The 20,497-nt window shown below is 54.2% G+C and carries 24 protein-coding genes and 1 tRNA gene; 17 read left to right on the top strand and 8 right to left on the bottom strand.

Annotated features, from left to right (window positions below; all coding sequences use genetic code 11):
• Positions 1-70: 70 nt before the first annotated feature.
• A tRNA-Arg gene (locus tag KB213_RS05185) sits at positions 71-147 on the bottom strand.
• 81 nt (positions 148-228) lie between these two features.
• Positions 229-606: a hypothetical protein gene (locus tag KB213_RS05180; protein WP_211680914.1), complete on the bottom strand. Its 378-nt coding sequence runs from the start codon at positions 604-606 to the stop codon at positions 229-231.
• Between the two features lie 134 nt (positions 607-740).
• Here KB213_RS05180 and guaA point away from each other — a divergent pair, with 134 nt between their 5' ends.
• A complete protein-coding gene (gene guaA, locus KB213_RS05175) occupies positions 741-2,336 on the top strand; it encodes a glutamine-hydrolyzing GMP synthase (RefSeq protein ID WP_068172999.1) in 1,596 nt (531 codons plus the stop codon).
• Positions 2,337-2,416: 80 nt separating this feature from the next.
• Here the strand turns inward: guaA and KB213_RS05170 are convergent, their stop codons facing one another.
• Positions 2,417-2,914 (bottom strand): P-loop NTPase family protein, encoded by a 498-nt coding sequence (locus tag KB213_RS05170; RefSeq protein ID WP_211680913.1) that lies wholly within the window; start codon positions 2,912-2,914, stop codon positions 2,417-2,419.
• Positions 2,915-2,950: 36 nt separating this feature from the next.
• On the bottom strand, positions 2,951-3,523 hold the full coding sequence (locus KB213_RS05165; protein ID WP_068172975.1) for an HNH endonuclease: 573 nt from the start codon (positions 3,521-3,523) through the stop codon (positions 2,951-2,953).
• A 150-nt stretch (positions 3,524-3,673) separates the two neighbouring features.
• On the opposite strand from KB213_RS05165, the gene gluQRS reads away from it, so the two are divergent.
• The 3 genes from gluQRS to KB213_RS05150 all read left to right on the top strand — a co-directional run bounded on the left by gluQRS (position 3,674) and on the right by KB213_RS05150 (position 5,886).
• The gene (gene gluQRS / locus KB213_RS05160) at positions 3,674-4,540 is read left to right on the top strand and encodes a tRNA glutamyl-Q(34) synthetase GluQRS (protein ID WP_211680912.1); all 867 of its coding nucleotides are present in this window, start codon (positions 3,674-3,676) and stop codon (positions 4,538-4,540) included.
• A gap of 71 nt (positions 4,541-4,611) precedes the next feature.
• The gene (locus KB213_RS05155; RefSeq protein ID WP_211680911.1) at positions 4,612-5,511 is read left to right on the top strand and encodes a GIY-YIG nuclease family protein; all 900 of its coding nucleotides are present in this window, start codon (positions 4,612-4,614) and stop codon (positions 5,509-5,511) included.
• 30 nt (positions 5,512-5,541) lie between these two features.
• Positions 5,542-5,886, top strand: coding sequence for a gamma-glutamylcyclotransferase family protein (locus tag KB213_RS05150; protein WP_068172962.1), 345 nt, complete (start codon positions 5,542-5,544; stop codon positions 5,884-5,886).
• Between the two features lie 50 nt (positions 5,887-5,936).
• Here KB213_RS05150 and KB213_RS05145 read toward each other — a convergent pair whose 3' ends face one another.
• Together KB213_RS05145 and argH are read right to left on the bottom strand one after the other, a co-directional pair.
• Positions 5,937-6,074 carry a hypothetical protein gene (locus KB213_RS05145; RefSeq protein WP_169802066.1) on the bottom strand — a complete coding sequence of 46 codons (138 nt, stop codon included), beginning with the start codon at positions 6,072-6,074 and terminating at the stop codon, positions 5,937-5,939.
• On the bottom strand, positions 6,071-7,507 hold the full coding sequence (gene argH / locus KB213_RS05140) for an argininosuccinate lyase (protein WP_068172960.1): 1,437 nt from the start codon (positions 7,505-7,507) through the stop codon (positions 6,071-6,073). Before argH ends, KB213_RS05145 begins: the two co-directional genes overlap by 4 nt.
• A 195-nt stretch (positions 7,508-7,702) precedes the next feature.
• Between argH and KB213_RS05135 the strand changes: the two genes are divergently transcribed.
• The 8 genes from KB213_RS05135 to KB213_RS05100 all read left to right on the top strand — a co-directional run bounded on the left by KB213_RS05135 (position 7,703) and on the right by KB213_RS05100 (position 13,203).
• Complete coding sequence (locus KB213_RS05135; protein WP_211680910.1) at positions 7,703-8,305, top strand: TlpA family protein disulfide reductase; 603 nt, start codon at positions 7,703-7,705, stop codon at positions 8,303-8,305.
• A 30-nt stretch (positions 8,306-8,335) separates the two neighbouring features.
• Positions 8,336-8,995 (top strand): TlpA disulfide reductase family protein, encoded by a 660-nt coding sequence (locus tag KB213_RS05130; RefSeq protein WP_211680909.1) that lies wholly within the window; start codon positions 8,336-8,338, stop codon positions 8,993-8,995.
• Between the two features lie 54 nt (positions 8,996-9,049).
• Complete coding sequence (locus KB213_RS05125; RefSeq protein WP_211680908.1) at positions 9,050-9,832, top strand: N-formylglutamate amidohydrolase; 783 nt, start codon at positions 9,050-9,052, stop codon at positions 9,830-9,832.
• A complete protein-coding gene (locus KB213_RS05120) occupies positions 9,829-10,671 on the top strand; it encodes a shikimate dehydrogenase (protein WP_211680995.1) in 843 nt (280 codons plus the stop codon). The genes KB213_RS05125 and KB213_RS05120 overlap by 4 nt, the downstream gene beginning before the upstream one ends.
• Before the next feature lie 3 nt (positions 10,672-10,674).
• Positions 10,675-11,277: a dephospho-CoA kinase gene (gene coaE / locus KB213_RS05115; RefSeq protein WP_211680907.1), complete on the top strand. Its 603-nt coding sequence runs from the start codon at positions 10,675-10,677 to the stop codon at positions 11,275-11,277.
• A complete protein-coding gene (gene dnaQ, locus KB213_RS05110) occupies positions 11,274-11,978 on the top strand; it encodes a DNA polymerase III subunit epsilon (RefSeq protein WP_211680906.1) in 705 nt (234 codons plus the stop codon). The genes coaE and dnaQ overlap by 4 nt, the downstream gene beginning before the upstream one ends.
• Complete coding sequence (locus tag KB213_RS05105; protein ID WP_211680905.1) at positions 11,975-12,901, top strand: glycosyltransferase family 9 protein; 927 nt, start codon at positions 11,975-11,977, stop codon at positions 12,899-12,901. The genes dnaQ and KB213_RS05105 overlap by 4 nt, the downstream gene beginning before the upstream one ends.
• Before the next feature lie 101 nt (positions 12,902-13,002).
• Positions 13,003-13,203 carry a hypothetical protein gene (locus KB213_RS05100; protein ID WP_211680904.1) on the top strand — a complete coding sequence of 67 codons (201 nt, stop codon included), beginning with the start codon at positions 13,003-13,005 and terminating at the stop codon, positions 13,201-13,203.
• Between the two features lie 274 nt (positions 13,204-13,477).
• On the opposite strand, the gene KB213_RS05095 is transcribed toward KB213_RS05100, so the two are convergent.
• On the bottom strand, positions 13,478-13,885 hold the full coding sequence (locus KB213_RS05095; protein WP_211680903.1) for a VOC family protein: 408 nt from the start codon (positions 13,883-13,885) through the stop codon (positions 13,478-13,480).
• Positions 13,886-14,334: 449 nt separating this feature from the next.
• Between KB213_RS05095 and KB213_RS05090 the strand changes: the two genes are divergently transcribed.
• The 5 genes from KB213_RS05090 (at position 14,335) to KB213_RS05070 (ending at position 20,006) form a co-directional block, all read left to right on the top strand.
• Positions 14,335-15,108, top strand: coding sequence for an SDR family oxidoreductase (locus KB213_RS05090; RefSeq protein WP_408903716.1), 774 nt, complete (start codon positions 14,335-14,337; stop codon positions 15,106-15,108).
• A 231-nt stretch (positions 15,109-15,339) separates the two neighbouring features.
• Entirely contained in the window at positions 15,340-16,431 is a 1,092-nt protein-coding gene (locus KB213_RS05085) for a glycosyltransferase (protein ID WP_249110283.1), read from the top strand.
• Positions 16,431-18,206: an asparagine synthase (glutamine-hydrolyzing) gene (gene asnB / locus KB213_RS05080; RefSeq protein ID WP_211680901.1), complete on the top strand. Its 1,776-nt coding sequence runs from the start codon at positions 16,431-16,433 to the stop codon at positions 18,204-18,206. Before KB213_RS05085 ends, asnB begins: the two co-directional genes overlap by 1 nt.
• A gap of 18 nt (positions 18,207-18,224) precedes the next feature.
• The gene (locus KB213_RS05075; protein ID WP_211680900.1) at positions 18,225-19,544 is read left to right on the top strand and encodes a dihydroorotase; all 1,320 of its coding nucleotides are present in this window, start codon (positions 18,225-18,227) and stop codon (positions 19,542-19,544) included.
• Between the two features lie 78 nt (positions 19,545-19,622).
• The gene (locus tag KB213_RS05070) at positions 19,623-20,006 is read left to right on the top strand and encodes a hypothetical protein (RefSeq protein WP_211680899.1); all 384 of its coding nucleotides are present in this window, start codon (positions 19,623-19,625) and stop codon (positions 20,004-20,006) included.
• Between the two features lie 20 nt (positions 20,007-20,026).
• Here KB213_RS05070 and KB213_RS05065 read toward each other — a convergent pair whose 3' ends face one another.
• A complete protein-coding gene (locus KB213_RS05065; protein WP_211680898.1) occupies positions 20,027-20,335 on the bottom strand; it encodes a hypothetical protein in 309 nt (102 codons plus the stop codon).
• Between the last annotated feature and the right edge of the window lie 162 nt (positions 20,336-20,497).

Genomic DNA, 20,497 nt, shown 5'->3' with positions numbered 1-20,497 from the left:
ACCTCTAACCCCCAGATTCGTAGTCTGGTGCTCTATCCAATTGAGCTACGGGTGCAGTACTGCTATATTATGGTGCACCCGAAAGGACTCGAACCTCTAACCCCCAGATTCGTAGTCTGGTGCTCTATCCAATTGAGCTACGGGTGCGCTGTTGAGGCGGGTTTTAATGGGGCTGCCCCATTCTAGCAACCCCATTTTTTCATTTTTTTGTCTTTTTAGTGAAAAAAATTATTGGCGCGTCATGGTGATGTGCGCATGACAGCTGTTGGAACCGTATAAACCGCCAATTGTTTGCCCTACTGGATAGCCGTTGAACACCATTGTCAGGGGCTGGTGGTTGATATCCTGCATAATGAGTTCTGCATGATAGTGCTGACTATTAGCTTGATAATGCCCGGTGAGAACGAGCGAGCCATCTTCTGGTGTGAAGAGAATGTCTTTGCCGCGAATTTGTAGTGTTGAGCTGCGGGCGGTGGGGCAGGTGCCTTGATCTGTGATGAGTGTACCGATCCAGCGGCCCGAAGGATCATGCCCGGGGTCAGGGATTCCTGCGCAAGCAGTGAGGAGTCCGAGCAATACGAAAGAAGAAAAAAGCTGAAAACGCATGGCTATCCCGTTCAGAATAGGCAGAAGGTTGCCCCAAAGTGATGACGTGCACGAGACAACACCTTATAGGAGAGCTTTAGAGGGCACCATTGCCCAATGATGCTAACCCAATACGCGTGACGCGAGGCCCTATTTTGACCCAGCAGGATGCTAAACCCATCGAGACGCTTGACGAAACTCTGCATGAGGATCGCATCCTCATTCTCGATTTCGGTAGTCAGGTTACGCAGCTTATTGCGCGCCGTGTGCGTGAAAGCGGTGTGTATTGTGAAATCTGGCCCTTCACGGCGACAGAAGAAAAGATTCGTGCGTTTAAGCCGCGCGGCATTATTCTCTCCGGTAGCCCGGCTAGTGTGCATGACGAAAACGCTCCTCCCGTTCCGGCGGTTGTGTTTGAACTGAACTTGCCGATTCTGGGCATCTGTTATGGCCAGCAAGCCATGTGTCAGGCTCTGGGCGGTAAGGTCGAAACGCACGAGCACCGTGAGTTTGGTCGCGCTTACATTGATGTGGCTGAAGATTGCTCGCTGTTCCGTGGTGTATGGGCACGTGGCCGCCGTGAGCAAGTTTGGATGAGCCATGGTGACCGCGTAACGCAGTTGCCGCCGGGTTTCCGTGCTGTGGCGCATTCAGAGGGGGCTCCATTTGCGATTATTGCTGATGAAGGCCGTCGTATGTATGGCGTGCAGTTCCACCCGGAAGTCGTGCATACGCCGCATGGTGCTGCGCTGATTAAGAACTTTACGCATAATGTTGCCGGGTGCAGCGGTACGTGGACGATGGCTGGTTTCCGTGACCTCGAAATCGCGCGTATTCGTGAGCAGGTTGGTGAAGGCCGCGTTATTTGTGGTTTGTCCGGCGGTGTGGATAGTTCAGTTGCGGCGAAGCTGATCCATGACGCGATTGGTGATCAGCTGACGTGTATTTTCGTGGATCCGGGCATTTTGCGTGCGGGTGAAGCGGATGAGGTTGTTAAAACCTTCCGTGGTCGTTTCAACATTCGCTTGGTGCATCGTGATGCATCTGACCTGTTCTTGGGTGAACTGGCTGGTGTGAAAGACCCAGAAGTTAAGCGTAAAACCATTGGTCGTTTGTTCGTAGAAGTCTTCGAAGAAGAAGCCGCGAAGCTGGGTGGTGCACAGTTCTTGGCGCAGGGTACGCTGTATCCGGATGTGATCGAGAGCGTTAGCTTTACGGGCGGCCCATCTGTTACGATTAAGTCTCACCACAATGTGGGTGGTCTGCCAGAGCGCATGAATATGCAATTGGTTGAGCCGCTGCGTGAGTTGTTCAAAGACGAAGTCCGTGAGCTGGGCCGCGAGTTGGGTATTCCTGAGAATATCGTTGGTCGTCATCCGTTCCCTGGGCCGGGGCTGGCGATTCGTATTCCGGGTGACATCACACGTGAAAAGCTGGACCTGCTGCGTAAGGTTGATGCGATTTACCTTGAAGAAATCCGTCGTGCGGGCCTTTACGATGCAATTTGGCAGGCATTTGCAGTTCTCCTGCCTGTGCGTACCGTTGGCGTGATGGGTGATGGTCGTACATATGATCAAGCATGTGCGCTGCGTGCTGTGACCAGCACGGATGGTATGACGGCTGAAGTCTATCCGTTCGACTTTGACTTCCTGAACCGTGTCTCTGGCCGTATCGTCAACGAAGTGCGCGGTATTAATCGTGTGACGTATGACATTACGTCTAAGCCACCGGGTACGATTGAGTGGGAATAATTTATTCGTTCCTGAAGGGGAATGTATAAATTGGGAAGGGCGCTTCACATTCGTGGGGCGCTTTTTTTTGTGGTCTTCTGTCAGCGTGTCAGATGCTCTTGTTGATAAAATTGGGTGGGTGCATGGCGGGATGTGAGAGCGATTTTGGGGAGTGTATAGTGTTCGAAGTCGTGTGCGTAACGGCGGCGGTTTTGGCGTGTTGTGGTGGCAATGTGGTGCAGCATCCACCAATGGATGGCGTGGCGTGTGGATGAGAGAGCGCCAATACGGGGCGTTAGGCCAAGTGTGCGTTTGATATATCTGAAAAGGCTTAGTGGCGTGGAGGCATCTAGTAAAATGACGCCGGTCGCACGGGTAAGGCGTGCTGGTACTAGAAATGAATAATTACCCTCCATAATCCAATTTTCTTGTGCAATGGCTTGTTCATGCAGTGCGTGAAACTCTTGTTGGGGGCGGCGCACCCATGGGGTATTGGGTTTGTGTGCGAGTTGGTCCAGATAAATAGCGATACCGTTGCGTTTATGAGCAATGGCCTGTGCGAGGGTGGATTTTCCGCTATTGGATGGCCCCATAATCATGATTCGAGGGCCAAGGTCGGTGAGTGTTAAGATAGCCTATGCTTCTAGCTCGGTGTTCCAATAGAGATAATCGCGCCAGCTTTCATGGAGATAGTTGGGTGGGAAGGTGCGGCCATTTTCTTGTAGAAGGCGGCTGCTGGGCTGTACGGGTTTGCGCCGTGGGTGCATGCCGATTTCTTTGGGTAGGCGTGAACCTTTAAGAAGGTTGCATGGACTGCATGCGGTGACGACGTTTTCCCAGCTTGTGCGGCCACCTTTGGCGCGGGGGATGACGTGGTCAAAGGTGAGTTCGTGTGTGGGGAGTCGATCGTCACAATATTGGCACTCAAAGTTATCCCGGAGGAAAACGTTGAAGCGTGTGAAGGCGGGTTTGCGAGCCGCAGGAATATAGTCTTTTAGCGCGATAACGCTGGGTAGTTTCATGGTTCGGCTAGGGGAGTGTACCAAGCCATCATCATATTCTGATAAGACTGAAACGCGGTCTAGGAATACAGCTTTGATAGCTTCCTGCCATGACCATAAGGATAATGGAAAATAGGACAGCGGTCGGAAATCCGCGTTCAATACGAGAGCGGGGAAATGCTGACTACTGACAGGCACCACGCGCATCCTTTTGTTGAGGACGACACATGCATGAGTTTAGGGCGTAACGTATATAGTATGATACCAAACGCCGGATAGTCACGCGTCGTCGGCTACTTCGCGGAAGACTATTCCAGTAAAATATCGTGATTGCAAGAACTCTCAGATGAAACCTTCATGACGCTTTCTTTTCGAACACGTTTCGCTCCGAGCCCAACGGGATATCTGCATTTGGGGCATGTGGCTTCGGCGCTTCATGCACAACAGATGGCGTGTGGTGGTGCGTATCATGTGCGCATTGAGGATTGTGATCAAATGCGCTGTCGGCCCTTGTTTTCTGTGGCTTTGGAAGAAGATTTGCGCTGGTTGGGTTTGTGGCCACAGGGCGCGGTGCGCCGCCAGTCTGAGCATAAGCATGAATATCACGCAGTATTGGCGCAGCTGCGTGAGCGGGGCTTGTTGTATCCGTGCCGTTGCACGAGGGCTGAAATTCGTGCGGCATCGGGCGGGCGGTATGCGCCGGATGGGAGTGTGTATTACGCGGGTTCGTGCCGTGGGCGCTGTTATGATGCTGCGGGCGACTCTGTCGTGTGGCGTTTGGATATGCAGCGCGCGCTGGATGTCGTGCAGGAAGAGCCGGGCTGGTGGGAGTATGGGCGCGGGCGCATTATGGGGCAGGCAGCGGCGTTTGGGGATGTGGTCTTAGCGCGGCGAGATACGGGCGTATCGTACCATCTTTGTGTGACGCATGATGATGCGCTGTTGGGCATTAACCGGGTGACGCGCGGCATGGATATGTTCGCGGTGACATCCGTGCATCGGGTGTTGCAGGTGTTGATGGGCTGGCCGGAGCCAGAATATGCCCATCATGCGCTCATTATGGAAACGGACGGGCGCAAGCTGTCCAAGCGCGATGGTGCAATGGGGGTGCGCGTATTACGGGCGGAGGGGTGGTCCGCCGAAGCTGTTTTGGCGCATCCGCATGTTAGGTGTGTTTTGGGGGATAATGTCAGGGTTTCTTTTGGAAGGTGTGCAAGAGATTGAGTAGTGTATCGTGATAAATGGCCCGCCCTCGGCTGCTATGCTTTCGAACTTTGATGTGCCAAGGTTATTGAATGACGTATCCGCAAACAATACAGATATTTTTGCCATCGGGTGACCCCCAAGGTATTCGGGTTTCTTCGATAACGACAAGAATTGTTCAAGTGTTTGAGATTCCGCGCGTACAATTAAACGCTTTCTTGTCGATGCCAGAAGCTGATCATGTTGGTTTCTATGTTCTTTTTGGAAGCAATGACGAAACGGGAACTGAAAACGCTTATATTGGGCAAAGTGGAAATATAGGTTCTCGTCTTAAACAACATAATGAAAAAAAAGATTTTTGGGACCGTGCATTAGTATCTATTTCTCTGACGCGTAGCCTTACGGTCACCCACGCCTATTTCCTTGAATGGTTGTCTATACAACGTGCCAAGAGCGCCGATCGGTTTAAGCTTGAGAATGGGAACGCAGGCAGTAAGCCGCATACACCATCCCCGATGGAGGCTGAGTGCCGAGAGATTTTTGATACGGTAGATATTTTGTTTACAACTTTGGGGTTTCCTATCTTTAAGCCGCTTTTGGAAAAAGAAGATAAATCGGAGATAGAGGTTGCTTTAGAGCCACAAGTTAAAACGGTTTCCAATATCGAGTTAATACTTGAAGCGGATGGTGTGCATGCTCGCGCGCAGTATACTGACGAGGGTGTTGTTGTTCGGAAAGGGTCTTATGGGCGAACTGTTTCGACGGAAACATTTTCCCAAACAGCTAAAAGCGAGAAACGCCGCCAAATGGTTGAAGATGGTGATTTGCGCGTTGAGGGCGCCAAGCTCATTTTTGAGAAGGATGTTTTGTTCAGTTCCCCCAGCACGGCTGCAATTTATGTTTTCGGGCGCTCTGCAAATGGTTGGACCGAATGGAAAACCCTGGAGGGACGCACTTTGTCTGATGCGATGGGGCGTAATATCGCGCCATGATACCCTCAAGAAGAATAGGAAAGATCATTGATGAGTAACCGCGATATTTTGTTGTTCTCATACGGAACATTGCAGTTAGAGAGCGTTCAGCAGTCTTCTTTCGGGCGTTTATTAGGTGGTGAACAAGACGCCATGGTGGGCTACCGGAAGGATTTTGTTGAAATTACGGACCCGGAGGTTCTGCGGGCCAGTGGGCAGCGTTTTCATCCGGTGGTGGTGCCGACGGGCAAGGCAGATGATACGGTTGAAGGCATGGTTTTTGCCATTTCAGCCGAAGAACTTGCAGCGGCTGATGCGTATGAAGTGTCGGATTATAAGCGGGTAGAAGTGGCGCTGCGCTCTGGCAAGGCTGCGTGGGTGTATGTGCAGGCGTGATGCGCTGTGAACGTGCCTGCTCCCGCTCAAGGAAGCAGGCATGCTCTTAATTATTCAGCCGGGTAGCTGCGGGGGTAGGTAATATCCTGTGACGGTCCCGGTGCGTGGGGCGCGCCTTTCTTCCCGCAGGCGCTGAGGCCCGTGGCCATCAGCAAGCATAACATACCGAGTGTGAGAATGCGTTTCATGCGGCGGATTCCAATGCTGTGAGCCAACGCTCGGCTTGGGCTTTGACGTTGCTTGGTGCTGTGCCGCCAAAGCTGGTGCGGGAGGCGAGGGAGGATTCAACGGTGAGGACGTCAAAGATGCTGGCGTTAATACCGGGTTCGACGCTTTGCATTTCCCCTAGAGACAGGTCAGCAAGGTCGATATTCTTCTCTTCTGCCATGCCGACCAAGCGCCCGGTGACGTGATGAGCGGTGCGGAAGGGCAGGCGCAGTTCCCGTACCAGCCAGTCAGCCAGATCGGTCGCGGTTGAGAAGCCCATACCGGCAACTTCACGCATCCGTTCAGCATTGGGTTTCAGATCACGGATCATGCCATCCATAGCGGCGAGGGAAAGCGTCATGGCTTCGACGGCATCAAAGACGGGTTCTTTGTCTTCTTGGCTGTCTTTGGCGTAAGCCAGTGGGAGGCCCTTCATGACGGTGAGCAGGCCGATGAAGTCCCCCGCGATGCGGCCAATTTTAGCGCGGACCAGTTCGGCAGCATCCGGGTTGCGCTTTTGCGGCATGATGGAAGAGCCGGTTGTGAACGCATCGGACAGACGAACAAAACCGAACGGAGCAGATGCCCAGTTTACGATCTCTTCGGCCAAGCGGGATAAGTGCATCGCTTGAATGGAGAGGGCCGAGAGCAGTTCTAGCGCGAAATCACGGTCGGACACGGTGTCGAGTGAGTTTGCTGTCGGGCGATCAAAGCCGAGTGCCTTGGCGGTCATTTCCCGGTCGATAGGGAAGGATGTTCCGGCTAGTGCAGCAACGCCGAGGGGAGATTCGTTGAGGCGTGAGCGTGCGTCGTTGAGGCGGCCATCATCGCGGGACAGCATTTCAACATAGGCCAGAAGGTGATGGCCGAATGTGACGGGCTGGGCCACTTGTAGGTGAGTGAAACCTGGCATGGGCGTTGCATGGTGCTCAAGGGCGCGGCTTGCAAGTGAGCGCATGAGAGCAGCGGTTTGGCCGCGTAGTCCGTCTATGGCGTCACGCGTCCAGAGGCGGAAATCAGTGGCGACTTGGTCATTGCGTGAGCGCGCGGTGTGTAGGCGCTTCCCTGCTTCACCGATCCGTTCGGACAAGCGCGCTTCGATATTCATGTGAATATCTTCAAGAGCAGTAGAAAAAGGGAAGGTGCCTGCATCAATCTCGCGGCCAATTTCGGCGAGGCCCCGTTGAATGTCTGCTTCTTCTTCTGCCGTGAGGAGGCCAACTTTTTGTAGCATGGCCGCATGGGCCAAAGAGCCGCGAATGTCTTGCCGCCAGAGGATTTGATCAAAGCCGATTGATGCGTTGATTTCGCTCATGATGGAGGCTGGACCAGATGCAAAACGGCCGCCCCATTGTGGGTTTGCCAATTGAGCTTGGTCGTTGGAGGAATCGGGAGAAGAAGGAGCGTTTGTCATGATTACCGGTTTGAAAAATTCAGGATATCAAAGCGCAGAAAAGCGTTGACCTAACCCTACCGTTGCCCTTCCATCAGCGCAATGATTGGGCGTTTGTTTCCTGTGACCGTTTAAATGAAGTCGTTTCAAAAAAGCGCTTGAAAAAAATCTCTTATTTGACGTAGCTTTACATTAATTACTTGGAGATTTCGTTCTTTGTCATCAAATCCGATTAATAGGCGCAGTTTTTGGGGCGGGTTGGCGAGCCTCGGTGTGACGGCTGTTTTGACGCTGGCGGTGTTGGGTGGTGGACGCTTGACCGGGGCAGCGCATGCGGAGCAGCAGGACTTGCCAAGTCCGGTGCAAAGCCTTGTCGCGGGTGCACCTAGCCGAGATCCGATAGCCTTGTCGCTGTCCGGTCCGGATGGGCATCAACTCGCGTTGGAGAGCTATCGCGGTAAGCCATTTTTGCTGCATGTATGGGCGACGTGGTGTGGCCCCTGTAAGCAGGAACTGCCGAAGCTAAACGGATTTTTGGTGAAGAATCCGAATGCTCCAATAGTGCCAGTTGCGATCGCAAGCGGAGATGCGGCTAAGGTGGCTACGTTCTTAACGCAGGGGCAAGATACAGCCATTTCAGCATGGGTCGTTGATAAGGCGGCGTTTAAGGCATGGTATCATGCACCGTCTTTGGAAATTCCTGTAACGCTGCTGATTGATGAGCAAGGGCATGTTCGGGCGATTTCAGATGGCGGACTGGATTGGGGCGCGGCTGATGCAGCCACGCAATTAAGTAAGGTGCTGGCGCACGTTCAGTGATCTCAAAAAACATTTTTTGCAGGTGATATTATGACTGTTTCACGTCGGAATTTAATGTCGTGGGGTGCTGGCTTTGTTGGGGTTGGCGCGTTCGGGAGTGCTCGTTTTGTGCGGGCAGCTGAAGCAGCGGCCGCAGCGGATGACGCAGCACCCTTCCGTGTGGAATCATTTGGCCGTTTGGCACAACCTAAGGCTGTACCTGCTTTGTCAGTGCAGAACGAGCAAGGTGTAGAAGTGCCTTTGGCGCATTGGGTGGGGCGTCCGTTCATTTTGCACTTTTGGGCGACGTGGTGCGGGCCTTGTAAGCGTGAATTGCCTTCGGTGAACGCTACGGCCAAGGCTTTAGGAGCAAATGGCCCTGCTATTGTGGCGATTGGCGTGCGTGGCAGCACAATCCCGAAAGTGCGTGCATTTTATGACGCGCATGGGATTGATACCTTGCCAGTTTTGGTTGATCCAAACTCAGAGGCTTTGACGGCGAGTGCGGATGTGCCTGCTGCGCTGGCGGCTTTGCGTCAGACCGACCCGACCTTTAAAATTCCTGATGATAAAGCGCAGGGGATTGCGCAACATGCGGTGCCGCGTTCACTGGTTGTGAATGCAAAAGGTGAAATCGTGGCCATTTCCGTTGGGAATATGGACTGGTCCCCAGAGGCAGTCCGCCGTACTGTGGATGCTCTTGTAGGCTGAGGGTTGGTTATGCTCGGCCTGCGTTTGGGTTGATGACAGACGACAGAGCCGGGCATGTCTTTACACATTTTACCAGAGGGTGAGGGTCTCCTAACGGAGCATGATCCTCACCCGGTTGTGCGCTTTGCTGAAGATGCACCGTCTCCCTTTGTGCTGGTGAGTGACCATGCGGGGCGGGCTATTCCCTCTGCTTTGGGGCGGCTGGGCATTCCAGAAGCTGAGCATGAACGCCATATTGCTCATGATATTGGCATTCAGGGGGTTGGGCGTAGGCTTCGCCCGGCTTTAGGCGCGGCACTGATTGAGCAGTGTTATTCCCGTTTGGTGATTGATTGTAATCGCTCCCCCGGGCACCCGACCTCTATTCCGCCGGTGAGTGATGGAACGCCAATTCCGGTGAATGCTGCGTTGTCTGATCAGGCACGGCGGGCGCGTGAGAATGCGATTTTACACCCTTATCATGCTGTGATTTCGGCTGAGTTGGATGCGCGGAAAGCGCGCCCGACGGCTCTGATTGCGCTGCATAGTTTCACGCCGAGTATGCAGGGTGTTGAGCGGCCGTGGCATGCGGGTGTGTTGTTTAACCGTGATGCGCGTTTGTCCCATAGTGCTGCGGCTTTGCTGCGGGCGGAAGGGCTGTGTGTTGGTGAGAATGAGCCGTATGTTCTGACGGAAACATCAGATTATACGGTGCCGTTCCATGCGGAGGCACGGGGCCTGCCGTATTTGGAAATCGAGATTCGGCAGGATTTGATTGCTGACGAAGCGGGGCAGGTCGAATGGGCGGAGCGGTTGGCGCGGCTGTTGCCGAAAGCATGGGAGGCATTGGCGTTATGAGTGCTGAGCAAAAAATTACAGGTGAGACGCGTCTTGCGGGTGTGATGGGGTGGCCAGTTGAGCATTCGCGCTCCCCTTTAATGCATAATTATTGGTGTCGTACGCATGGGGTGAATGGCGCGTATGTGCCACTGCCGACGCCGCCAGAAGGGTTTGAGGTCGCCTTAAAAGGGCTCAAAGCAGCGGGTTTCCGCGGGGTTAATGTAACAATTCCGCATAAAGAAGCGGCAATGGTAGCATGTGACCGGCTGACAGATACGGCGCGCAGGGCTGGGGCTGTGAACACGGTGGTGTTCACCCCGGAGGGGATTGTGGGGGACTGCACCGATGGTAGCGGGTTTTGTGAAAATCTGGTTGCGCATGGTGTGATCCCTCAAGGGCGGGCATTGATTTTGGGCGCAGGAGGGGCGGCACGAGCGGTGGCCGCAGCTTTGTTGGACCGAGGGTGTGAGGTCTTGATTGCGAACCGGACCTTGGCGCGTGCGGAGGCACTGGTCGAGGCTTTGGCTGGAGGGGAGGCGATTGCTTGGCATGATTGGCCCGCTTTGCTTTCCGGGTGTTCTTTGTTGATCAATGCAACGGCATTGGGGATGAAGGGGGAATCACCCGACTGGACGGCTTTGTTGCGTGAGGCTGGGCCGTGTCTGGCTGTTGCGGATATTGTCTATACGCCGCGTGAGACGCCGCTTTTGCAGGCAGCGGAGGCGAAGGGGCTCAAAACGGTTGATGGTCTTGGCATGCTTATTCATCAGGCGGGTGTTGGGTTTGAAGCGTGGTTTGGTGTGAAGCCGCAGGTTGATGAAGCAGTGTTCGCGCTCTTGGCGGATAGCCTGCGTTAAACCATGCAGATCATCGGGCTGACGGGGGGCATGGCGGCTGGAAAATCAACGGTGGCGGCGTTGTTCCGTCGGGCGTTTATTCCAGTCTTTGACGCGGATGCTACGGTGCGGCGCTTACAAGCGCCGGGTGGGCGCGCTGTGTCCGATATTGCGCGCTTGTTTCCCGGTACGGTGCGGGATGGGGTTTTGGACCGACAGGCGCTGCGTCATGCTTTGGGGCAGCAATCGCAGGGTTTGAAGCGTTTGGAAGCGCTCATGCATCCGTTGGTACGTGCGGAGCGGCAAGCATTTTTGCAACATTGTCGGCGTACACAGTGTGATCTGTGTGTTTTGGATATCCCGTTATTGATGGAAATCGGGGAAGACCGGAATTGCGATGTCGTTGTGGTTGTTGAAGCGCCGATGGCCACGCGTTTGGCGCGGATTATGCGTAGAGGGCGGGCGGGCAGTATGAGCCTTGTTCAAGCGCGCCAATTATTGGCACGGCAGATGTCTGACATCGAACGCAGACGCCGCGCGGACATCGTGATACGAACGGGTTTATCACGCGGGCAGGCAGCTTTGCAGGTTCGGGTATTAGTGCAGAGATTACGAAAAGCAGCATGACACGGTCTATTCTCTTCGATACGGAAACGACAGGTTTTGACCCCGATACGGGGGATAGAATCATCGAAATTGCGGCTTTGGAGTTGGTCGATGATTTGCCGACGGGGGAACAATATCATGTGCTGATTGACCCTGAGCGGGATATTCCGCCAGAGGCCACAAAGGTGCATGGTTTCCGTATTGAGGACTTACAGGGTAAGCCAAAATTCCCGGAAATTGCGGATGGATTTTTAGCGTTTATCGGCGATTCCCGGATGATCGCGCATAATGCCCCGTTCGATTTTAAGTTCGTCAATGCTGAGCTTATCAAGTGCGGACGGGCACCGTTAGATTATGAGACGCGCGCAGTTGATACTGTGCTGATGGCGCGGAAGAAATATCCTGGTATGCCCGCCAGTTTGGATGCGCTGTGCCGTCGCTTTAATATCGATTTGTCCGAACGTGGCACCCATAATGCGCTGTTGGACTGCCGTCTTTTGGCGGAAGTGTATGTCGAGCTTATGGGGGGACGGCAGCGTGGACTGGGCTTGTCCGGGCCGTCTCGTGGACGATCAGGGCAAGGCGGTGGTGAGTATCTTAAAAGCCGCACGCCGCGCCCGATGGCGCCGCCAAGTGAAGAAGAACGTGCAGCCCATGCGGCCTTTTTATCCAAGATGAAAGATCCAATTTGGAACCGTTCTTCTGGTGAGGGTGAGGCATGAAAATTCTCTTTATTACAGCAAACCGTTTGGGGGATGCTGTGATCTCGACGGGTGTTCTGGACGCGCTGTCACAGCGTTTTCCTCAGGCGCGCTTTACCGTTGTCTGTGGTCCTGTCGCGGCCGGGCTTTTTCGGCCTAACCCGCAAGTTGAACGGGTTATTGTGCTCGAAAAGCGCAAGCATGACCGGCATTGGCTTGATCTGTGGCGCATGTGTGTGACCACGCGCTGGGCACGGGTCGTGGATTTGCGCGGGTCACTGATTAGCCTGACGTTGTGGGCCGGTGCGCGACAGATTGTGCGTGGTGGGCGAAGGCCCGGTCGTCGTGTGGTGCAGTTGGGGGATGCTTTAGGGTTCAGTCCCACGCCGATGCCTTGTCTGTGGTCCACACCAGAACAAGAGGCTCAAGCCGCAGCGCTTCTGCCCGAAGGGGATATTTTGGCCTTGGCGCCGACGGCGAATTGGGATGGAAAGATTTGGCCTGCGGATCGCTTTGTTGCGGTGGCTGAAGCCCTGCGGAGTGAGGGGTTACGGCCAGCGGTGTTTTACGGCCCGGGTGACGCGGAACGTGCCCGCGCGCAACCCGTGTTGGATGCGCTGCCGGATGCTTATGATTTAGGTGGTGACCATGCGTTGGGGCTGGTTGGGGCCTTGTTGAAGCGCTGTACGCTCTTTGTCGGTAATGACTCGGGTTTGATGCATTTATCCGCAGCGGCGGGTACGCCAACGCTCGGCTTGTTTGGGCCGTCTAAGCAAAGTGAATATGCGCCGGCTGGTGTCGCCGCTTTTGCTATTTCCGCGCCGGGACCTGAAGGGGAGGCACCGATTGCGGGGGTGTCGGAAGATGTCGTAATTGAGGCGGCGCGTGGTGTTTTGCAAGAATGTGGAACCTTAGCGTCGTATATGACCGGATCGAACACCTGATGCGCAGGCGGGTAGCCACATGGGTCTTATATATTGTTTTAATCCTGTCGGCAGTGCCGCTGATCCTGTGGAATGGTATAGGGACGGTAATGTGGTGGTTCATGGAACCATCGGAATTGGATGACCCTACTCTCTGGCATTCATGGAAGCTTTTGGTGCCGGATATCGTGCCGACCGTGGTTTATGGTGTGTCTGCGGCCATGTCTTTTGGGCTACTTAAGATAGCACGCCCGGTGTGTGGGGTTGTGGTGTCATTTGTTCCGGCGGCGTTGTTCGGCGTATTTTTATTCTTAAAGAGTTAAGTTCAGTCATTTGTCTGTTGGTGTATCCATGGAGTGGATATGCCCTGAGAGGTGACATGACGTCCGGAGGCGCGGGGTCTAGAGGCCATCCTATCTCAAACAGGGTTTCTGTTGAGGGGTATGGACATGGTAATGGCGCGTGATTTTATTACGGGGGTAGCGCAGTCTGCTAACGTGTCATCAAAGGTGCAATCCATGTGTTCTCGCCTTTCCGTTAGAGAGGGAAAGGCGAGTTTTTAACTTGGTGCGTAAAGCCATCGACTATAGAAAAACGTTACTCATTATCACCATGATAGACCTCTTCAGGGCGGATGGGGGTGGGTGTTGTTACTTCAACGAAATATCCGCCTTTTGCCTTAAAATAGAACGCCCATGCACCATGCGTATTATGCGGTGTCTGCACATCCCAGCCATCTTTGTTTAATCGTGAATACAGTGCGTCTACAGCCTCACGGGAATCCTGAATGAAGCCGATATGTAAGACGTCAAAACTTTTGGGGTAGTTGAATCCGCTGAGTTTACTTTCAAAGTGATTTACGATCAGTACTAAGCCGCTATCATCTTGCATGATAGCCATCTTTTTGCCGCGCGTGACGAGTGTGTGCAGACCGAAATATTGTTCGAACATTGCTCGATCCGCTTCGGGGGCGTGGCTATAGAGATTGATGTGATTTAATTTCATGGTCGTGTCCTTCGTTATTGATAAAAACGGACACGAGCCAATCGTTATGCAGACAGCAACGACCGACCACGAACGAGGGTCATTCCCGTTGTGTCCGGCCATGGCCAAGAGCGGTGTTATGCGCTCAAGCGTGACTGTCTCCGAAGAGACCACAGGTTATCACCATACCTGTATCGCTGTCTTTTTAGGCACTGAGTAATTTAGGCGGCGCGTATTTTGAGTCAAGTTCTCTTAGAGGCATGCCGAATGGCTGTGATTGTTGGTACAAGATGGGGTGTTTTTCTCAGTGTTATGTGTGGGTATAGCAGCAGGCGCGCTCGAATGTACTCGTGTGGTTGGGAGGCGTGATGGCGCGTTGTGCATGACTAAGATGTGACATGACGGCGTAGTGTTGGAGGTTTAGGGTTCTTGGTGTCTTAAACGGTCTCTTAGTGCTTGAGGATATGGAGATGGTAATGGCGCGTGATTTGTTTTCGCTCTCTGGTAAGCGTGCTTTGATTACTGGGGCATCTCGGGGCATTGGCCTGACTCTGGCCCGGGGTTTGGCGGAGGCCGGGGCTGAGGTCGTGCTGAATGGGCGCAATGCCGCCGCGCTGGACGTTGCACAAGCTGAATTGGAAAAAGACGGATTACAGGTGAAGACAGCCGTTTTTGATGTGACAGATCAGGCGGAAGTTCAGGCCGGGATTACGCAAGTGGAGAGTACGCTTGGCCCATTGGATATTGTGATTAACAATGCTGGGATTCAGCGGCGTGGCCCTTTGGAAAGTTTCGAGCGGGCGGATTGGGATGCGTTGATTACGACCAATCTGAATGCAGTTTTCTTCGTGGGGCAGGCTGTGGCGCAGCATATGATTCCGCGCGGTCACGGGAAGATTATCAATATCTGCTCCGTGCAAAGCGAACTCGCTCGGCCGGGTATTGCTCCTTACACGGCAACAAAAGGTGCGGTGAAGAATTTGACGCGCGGTATGGCGACGGATTGGGCTCGGCACGGCTTGCAGATCAACGGCATTGCACCGGGATATTTTGCAACGGAAATGAATGCAGCCTTGGTGAAGAATGAAGAATTCACGGATTGGCTGTGTAAGCGTACGCCTGCCGGCCGTTGGGGGCGGGTGGAAGAGTTAATCGGGGCTGCGGTGTTTTTGGCGTCTGATGCTTCAAGCTTTGTGAATGGTCATGTCTTGATGGTGGATGGTGGTATTACGGTTTCAGTCTAGGATTTGAAGTCGTCTTGTTCTGTGAACTGTTGAGATCTTCTGTTTCAATATAAGAGTTATTGGCTTTCCGATGAAGTCACAACCTTTTAGGGGTAAGCAATCTGGCTGGTGGGTGATGGTCTGGTTTTTAGAGGTCTGCCCTTGATGCGTTGCGCGGCATAGTTGATAAATAGAGCCATGGTATTTTCCGTATCTTCGGCTTCGTCCGAGAGTGATCGCTTTGAGATCGATATGCGTGCTTCTGTGGCGCATGTTATGGCAGGTTCAGCGCGTGGTGGGGCGGAGCTGTTCTTTGAACGCCTAGCGATAGCGCAGCATCAAGCGGGGCGTACGACCCATGCGTTGATCCGTACGGAACCGGGGCGTGAGGCTCGCTTGCGTGCAGCGGGTGTGCCGACGCAGTGTTTCCGTTTTGGTGGGCCAATTGATTTTTGGACACGAAAGCAGCTTAAGCGTGCCTTGGATGAAATCCAGCCTGATGTTGTTGTGGCATGGATGAGCCGCGCGGCTCAAAAATTGCCGGATGTGAGGGGGCGTTTGGCTGGGCGTCTGGGAGGATATTATGATTTATCCAATTATCGGCGCTGTACGGATTTAATCGGTAATACACGCGGTTTGGCCCGTTGGATGGTTGAGCAAGGTTGGGATGAAAGCCAAGTTCATTATCTGCCCAATTTTGCGACTGATTTTTCCGGTGTAATGCCGGAGCGGCCTTCGTTTTTAGCTCCCAATACTCCGTTCGCTTTGGCGCTTGGGCGTCTGCATAAGAATAAAGCATTTGACGTATTGATCCGTGCGATGCGCCATCTGCCGGGTCAGCATGTGGTGATTGCTGGAGAAGGGCCCGAGCGGGGAGCGTTGGAGGCTTTGGCGCGCAGTGAAGGTGTGGCTGATCGGGTGCATATGCCGGGGTGGGTGACGCAAACGGGGCCATGGTTGCGGGCCTGCACGCTGCTTGTCTGTCCGTCACGCATTGAGCCTTTGGGGAATGTGGTGATCGAAGCGCTGTCGGCGCGCGTACCGGTGGTGGCGAGTGCGATTCAAGGGCCGGAAGAAATTTTGGCTGGCACGGAAGATGGCTTGCTCGCCCCTGTGGAAGATGACCGTGCTTTAGCAGCGCAGATGGGGGAAGTCTTCGAGAATGCGGCGTTGGCTGAACGGTTGGCGGGCAATGGGCGCACGCGCTTTGAGCGTGAATTCGCAGAAGATGTTGTGATGGAGCAGTGGTCTGACTTCTTGGGGTGTGGGGAGGCGTATATTAGGCGTCCGCAACATGCTTATACGCTTAGGGGGCCATTGGGTTCACCGAAGGGTGCTCGCTAATGTGCGGCATTACCGGTATTTCTTGCCGCCCGGGCTTTAAGCCGGACCAAGAGGTGCTTGACCGGATGTCTGCGGCGTTATTGCATCGTGGTCCGGATGGTGAAGGGCGGTTAGATCTTGCGGGCGCGGCCTTGCGGCATCGGCGCTTGGCGATTGTGGATATTGCGGGGGGGCAGCAGCCTTTCCAGTATGGCCAAGCCGCGCTGATGGCGAATGGTGAGATTTATAATGATCCCGCCTTACGGGCAGGTTTCGCATCAGATTTTTTCCGGACGCAAAGCGATTGTGAGCCCCCTTTGCACATGTGGTTGCGCGATGGTGCAGGCTATACAGCTGAATTACGGGGGATGTACGCGATTGCCGCCGTTGAGAATCAGCATGGCGCGCATGAGATGCTGCTCTCTCGTGATCCGTTTGGGATTAAACCGCTGTATATTGCGGAGTTTGAAGGCGGCGTTGCGTTTGCCTCTGAAGCACAGGCGCTATTAGCGGGCGGTTTTGGTGAGCGCCGGTTAAGAGATGCTGCACGTGATGAGCTGTTGCAGTTGCAATTTACCACGGGTCCGAAAACTATTTTTCCCGGTATTAGGCGTGTCTTGCCGGGTGAAACGTTGCGGATCGTTGATGGGCGGATCGTTGAATCGCGCAAGCGTGACCCGTTGGTGGAAGCGGAGCGGCTCTCTGTTGAGAGTTTGACCGATGCGCAGGCTTTGGAGCGGTTAGATAAAGCGCTGACGGATAGTGTTTTGGCGCATATGCGGGCCGATGTGCCGTTAGGGCTGTTTTTATCCGGTGGGATTGATAGTTCCGCGTTATTGGCGGCATCGCATCGTTTGGGTTTGCCGCGCTTGCAGGCATGGACGGCTCGGTTCGAGACCGGCAGTACGGTGACTGTAGCGGATGAAACGGCTCACGCGGCGGCATTGGCTGGGCATGTGGGGGCTGAGCATCATATTTTGAGCATCACACCGGAGATGGTCTGGCGTGATTTGCCCAAAATTGTGGCGGCTATGGATGACCCCACGGCAGATTACGCGATTATTCCGACATGGTTCTTGGCCCAAGAAGCCCGTAAAGCTGTGACGGTTTTGCTCAGTGGAGAGGGCGGTGATGAGCTTTTCGCGGGGTATGGGCGGTATCGCCGGGCGATGCGTCCTTGGTGGCGCGGTGGCCGTGGTAGTTGGCGTTCGGGTACATTCGGGCGGAGTCTGGGTGGGCCGGGTATTGCGCGGGCGCGTCCATGGCGGACAGGTTTGGCGGCTTTGGAATTGTCCCAGCGCCGGGCGGGTTTGTCTGCTGTGCAAGCGATTGATGTGGCGGAGTGGTTGCCGAATGATCTGCTCTTAAAGCTGGATAGATGTTTGATGGCACATTCGGTGGAGGGGCGTACTCCGTTACTGGACCCGGTTGTTGCACGTGCGATTTGGCCGTTGTCGGATCATTTCAAGATTAGAGATGGTCAAGGGAAGTGGCTGTTGCGGCAGTGGTTACAAGATGCGCTGCCACAGGCGCGGCCTTTCGCGCCGAAGCAAGGTTTCACGGTTCCTGTTGGTGCTTGGATTGAGGCTGAATCTGCACGGTTGTGGCCGTTGGTGGCGCGTAATCCGGCTGTCGCTGCGGTGTTTGATGAAAGCCGAGTGCGGCGCATTTTTGAGACAGCAAGCCGCCGCGGTCATGCACGGCAGGCGTGGACATTGCTCTTTTTGGCGTTATGGCACCGCCATCATATTGAAGGTCGCAGTTGTGCTGCGGATACGTTTGAGGTTTTGGCGTAAGTTTGGGGAGATTTTTTGATGCATTATGATCTGATTATTCGCAATGGCCGCTGTGTGACCCCATGGGGTGAGCAAGAGGCGACGATTGGCGTACGTGATGGGCGGATCGTTACGTTATCTGCTACCGCGCAAGATGAGGCTGAGCGTGAGATTGACGCAAAGGGGCTTCATGTTCTGCCGGGAATGATTGATTCCCATGTGCATTTGCGTGAGCCGGGCAATGCTGAGATTGAAACGCTCGAAACTGGAACGCGTGCTGCCGCTCTTGGCGGTGTGACAACGGTGTTCGATATGCCGAACACGAATCCGAGCATTGTTTCGGCTGAAATGTTGGAATGGAAATACGGGCGGATTGGTGAGACTGCACATATTGATGTGGGGTTTTACGTTGGTGCAACCCGTGAGAACACGCCGGAACTGGCAACGCTGGAACGTGCTCCGGGTGTGTGTGCCATTAAGGTATTTGCAGGGTCTTCGACCGGTAATCTGATGATTGAGGATGATGCCGGGATTGAAGCAGTGATGCGTTCGGGCAATCGGCGCGTGTGCTTCCATTCGGAGGATGAATACCGCCTTCAGGACCGGAAAGGGCAGTTCCACGAAGGGCAGCCTTATGAAACGCATGCCGTCTGGCGTGATGTGGAATGTGCGTTTTTAGGCACGCGGCGTATCGTTGGCATTGCGCGTAAGACTGGTCGCTCGGCGCATATTTTGCATGTTTCAACTGCTGAAGAGCTCGATTATCTGGCGGAAAATCGTGATGTGGTGAGCGCGGAAGTGCTGGTGAACCACCTCACGCAATATGGCCCGGATTGTTATGAAAAGCTGGGTGGTCTTGCTGTGATGAACCCGCCATTGCGTGATCGTTCGCATTATGACGCGGCGTGGCGTGCGGTACGTGATGGGCGTGTGGATGTTGTGTCATCAGACCATGCGCCGCACCCGCTTGAGGCTAAAAAGCGTGCATGGCCGAATTGCCCGGCTGGTTTGACGGGTGTGCAGACGATTGTTCCGTTGATGTTGGACCATGTGAATGCAGGACGTTTGTCACTGCAACGTTTGGCCGATGTGATGTCTGCCGGGCCTGCGCGTATTTATAATTTGCCGAATAAAGGCCGTTTGGCTGTTGGGTTTGATGCGGATTTCACGCTGGTTGATATGGGGGCGCGCCGTACAATCACGAATGATTGGATTGCAACCCCAGCGGGTTGGACGCCGTTTGATGGTACTGAGGTTCATGGCTGGCCAGTAGCGACGATCGTGCGTGGTCAAGTTGTTATGCAGGACGATGCGATTGTCACGCCGTTGAGCGGCCGCCCTGTGCGCTTTGCCGGATAAGAAAAGAGCAGGGCACATGCCGTAATTGTGCCCTGATTTTTCTTTAAGGGAGGCGCGCTTTTTATACGGAGTAGAAGCATGTCTCCCCGCTTGTCTGGCATTTTTGTTGCGTTGTTATGTGTGTCTAGTGTTTCGGTGATGCCGGTATCAGCGGCAGAGGCTGGGTGGGGGGCCGCAAAATGTGGTGCTGAACCTGTGGCACCAGCAGTGCATGTGGCCAACGTGGCACAGTATAATGACAGTGTTGACCGCGTGACGGCTTATGAAAAGCAGGCACGGGCGTATAATGCGTGCGTTGTAGCTGCTGCGAACCGTGCGGAAACGGCGATTAGTGATGATGCACGGAATCGTATCGCGGAAGTTCATAGAGGCTCAACGGCGGTGCAGTCACGTATTGCTACAAATTTCCAAAAGCTGTCCGCTGTCTTAGCGAATGCGGGTAAGCATTTCGCCGCGAAATAAGACGTGAAGTTGTAGTGCCTCTATGGTTTTTTAGGTTGCAGTAGCGGTGTAGGGGCCGCTTGGCCGTGTGTGGGGCCTTCGTAGGTTTCGGTGGCTAGGTTGGGCGTGAGGTTTGGGTGTGCCCAGCAATCCGTGCCTTCAAAACCCGTGATGCAGTAAGGCTGCGGTGGTGGCTTGATGCGTTTTTTACAAAAAGATTCGTCATCATAAAGATAAGCGCTACTGCAGTCTTGGCCCGTCAGTGCGGAGGCGATGCGGTCTGGTGCGCAACTGCTGAGTGCGGCGAGTGGTATGACGGCGGCGAGTGCCAAATGGCGGAGGTGCAGCATGTGTGCATCGTACCGTTTGTTCTCTTAAAAGATGGTAAAGAAGGTGGGATTCAGCATTTTCTCACGGATAAAGCACCGTTTGTGGAGGTGAAGCGTTTGCCGCCAGCGGGCCGCACCTGTATGGTCCTACAGAAGAACGTGTAGAGCGAAGCCGACAGGGGA

The organism is Neokomagataea anthophila (assembly GCF_018122595.1).
Classification (GTDB): domain Bacteria; phylum Pseudomonadota; class Alphaproteobacteria; order Acetobacterales; family Acetobacteraceae; genus Gluconobacter; species Gluconobacter anthophilus.
The sequence above is the reverse complement of the archived record's forward strand: the minus strand, read 5'-3'. Positions and strand labels throughout refer to the sequence as shown.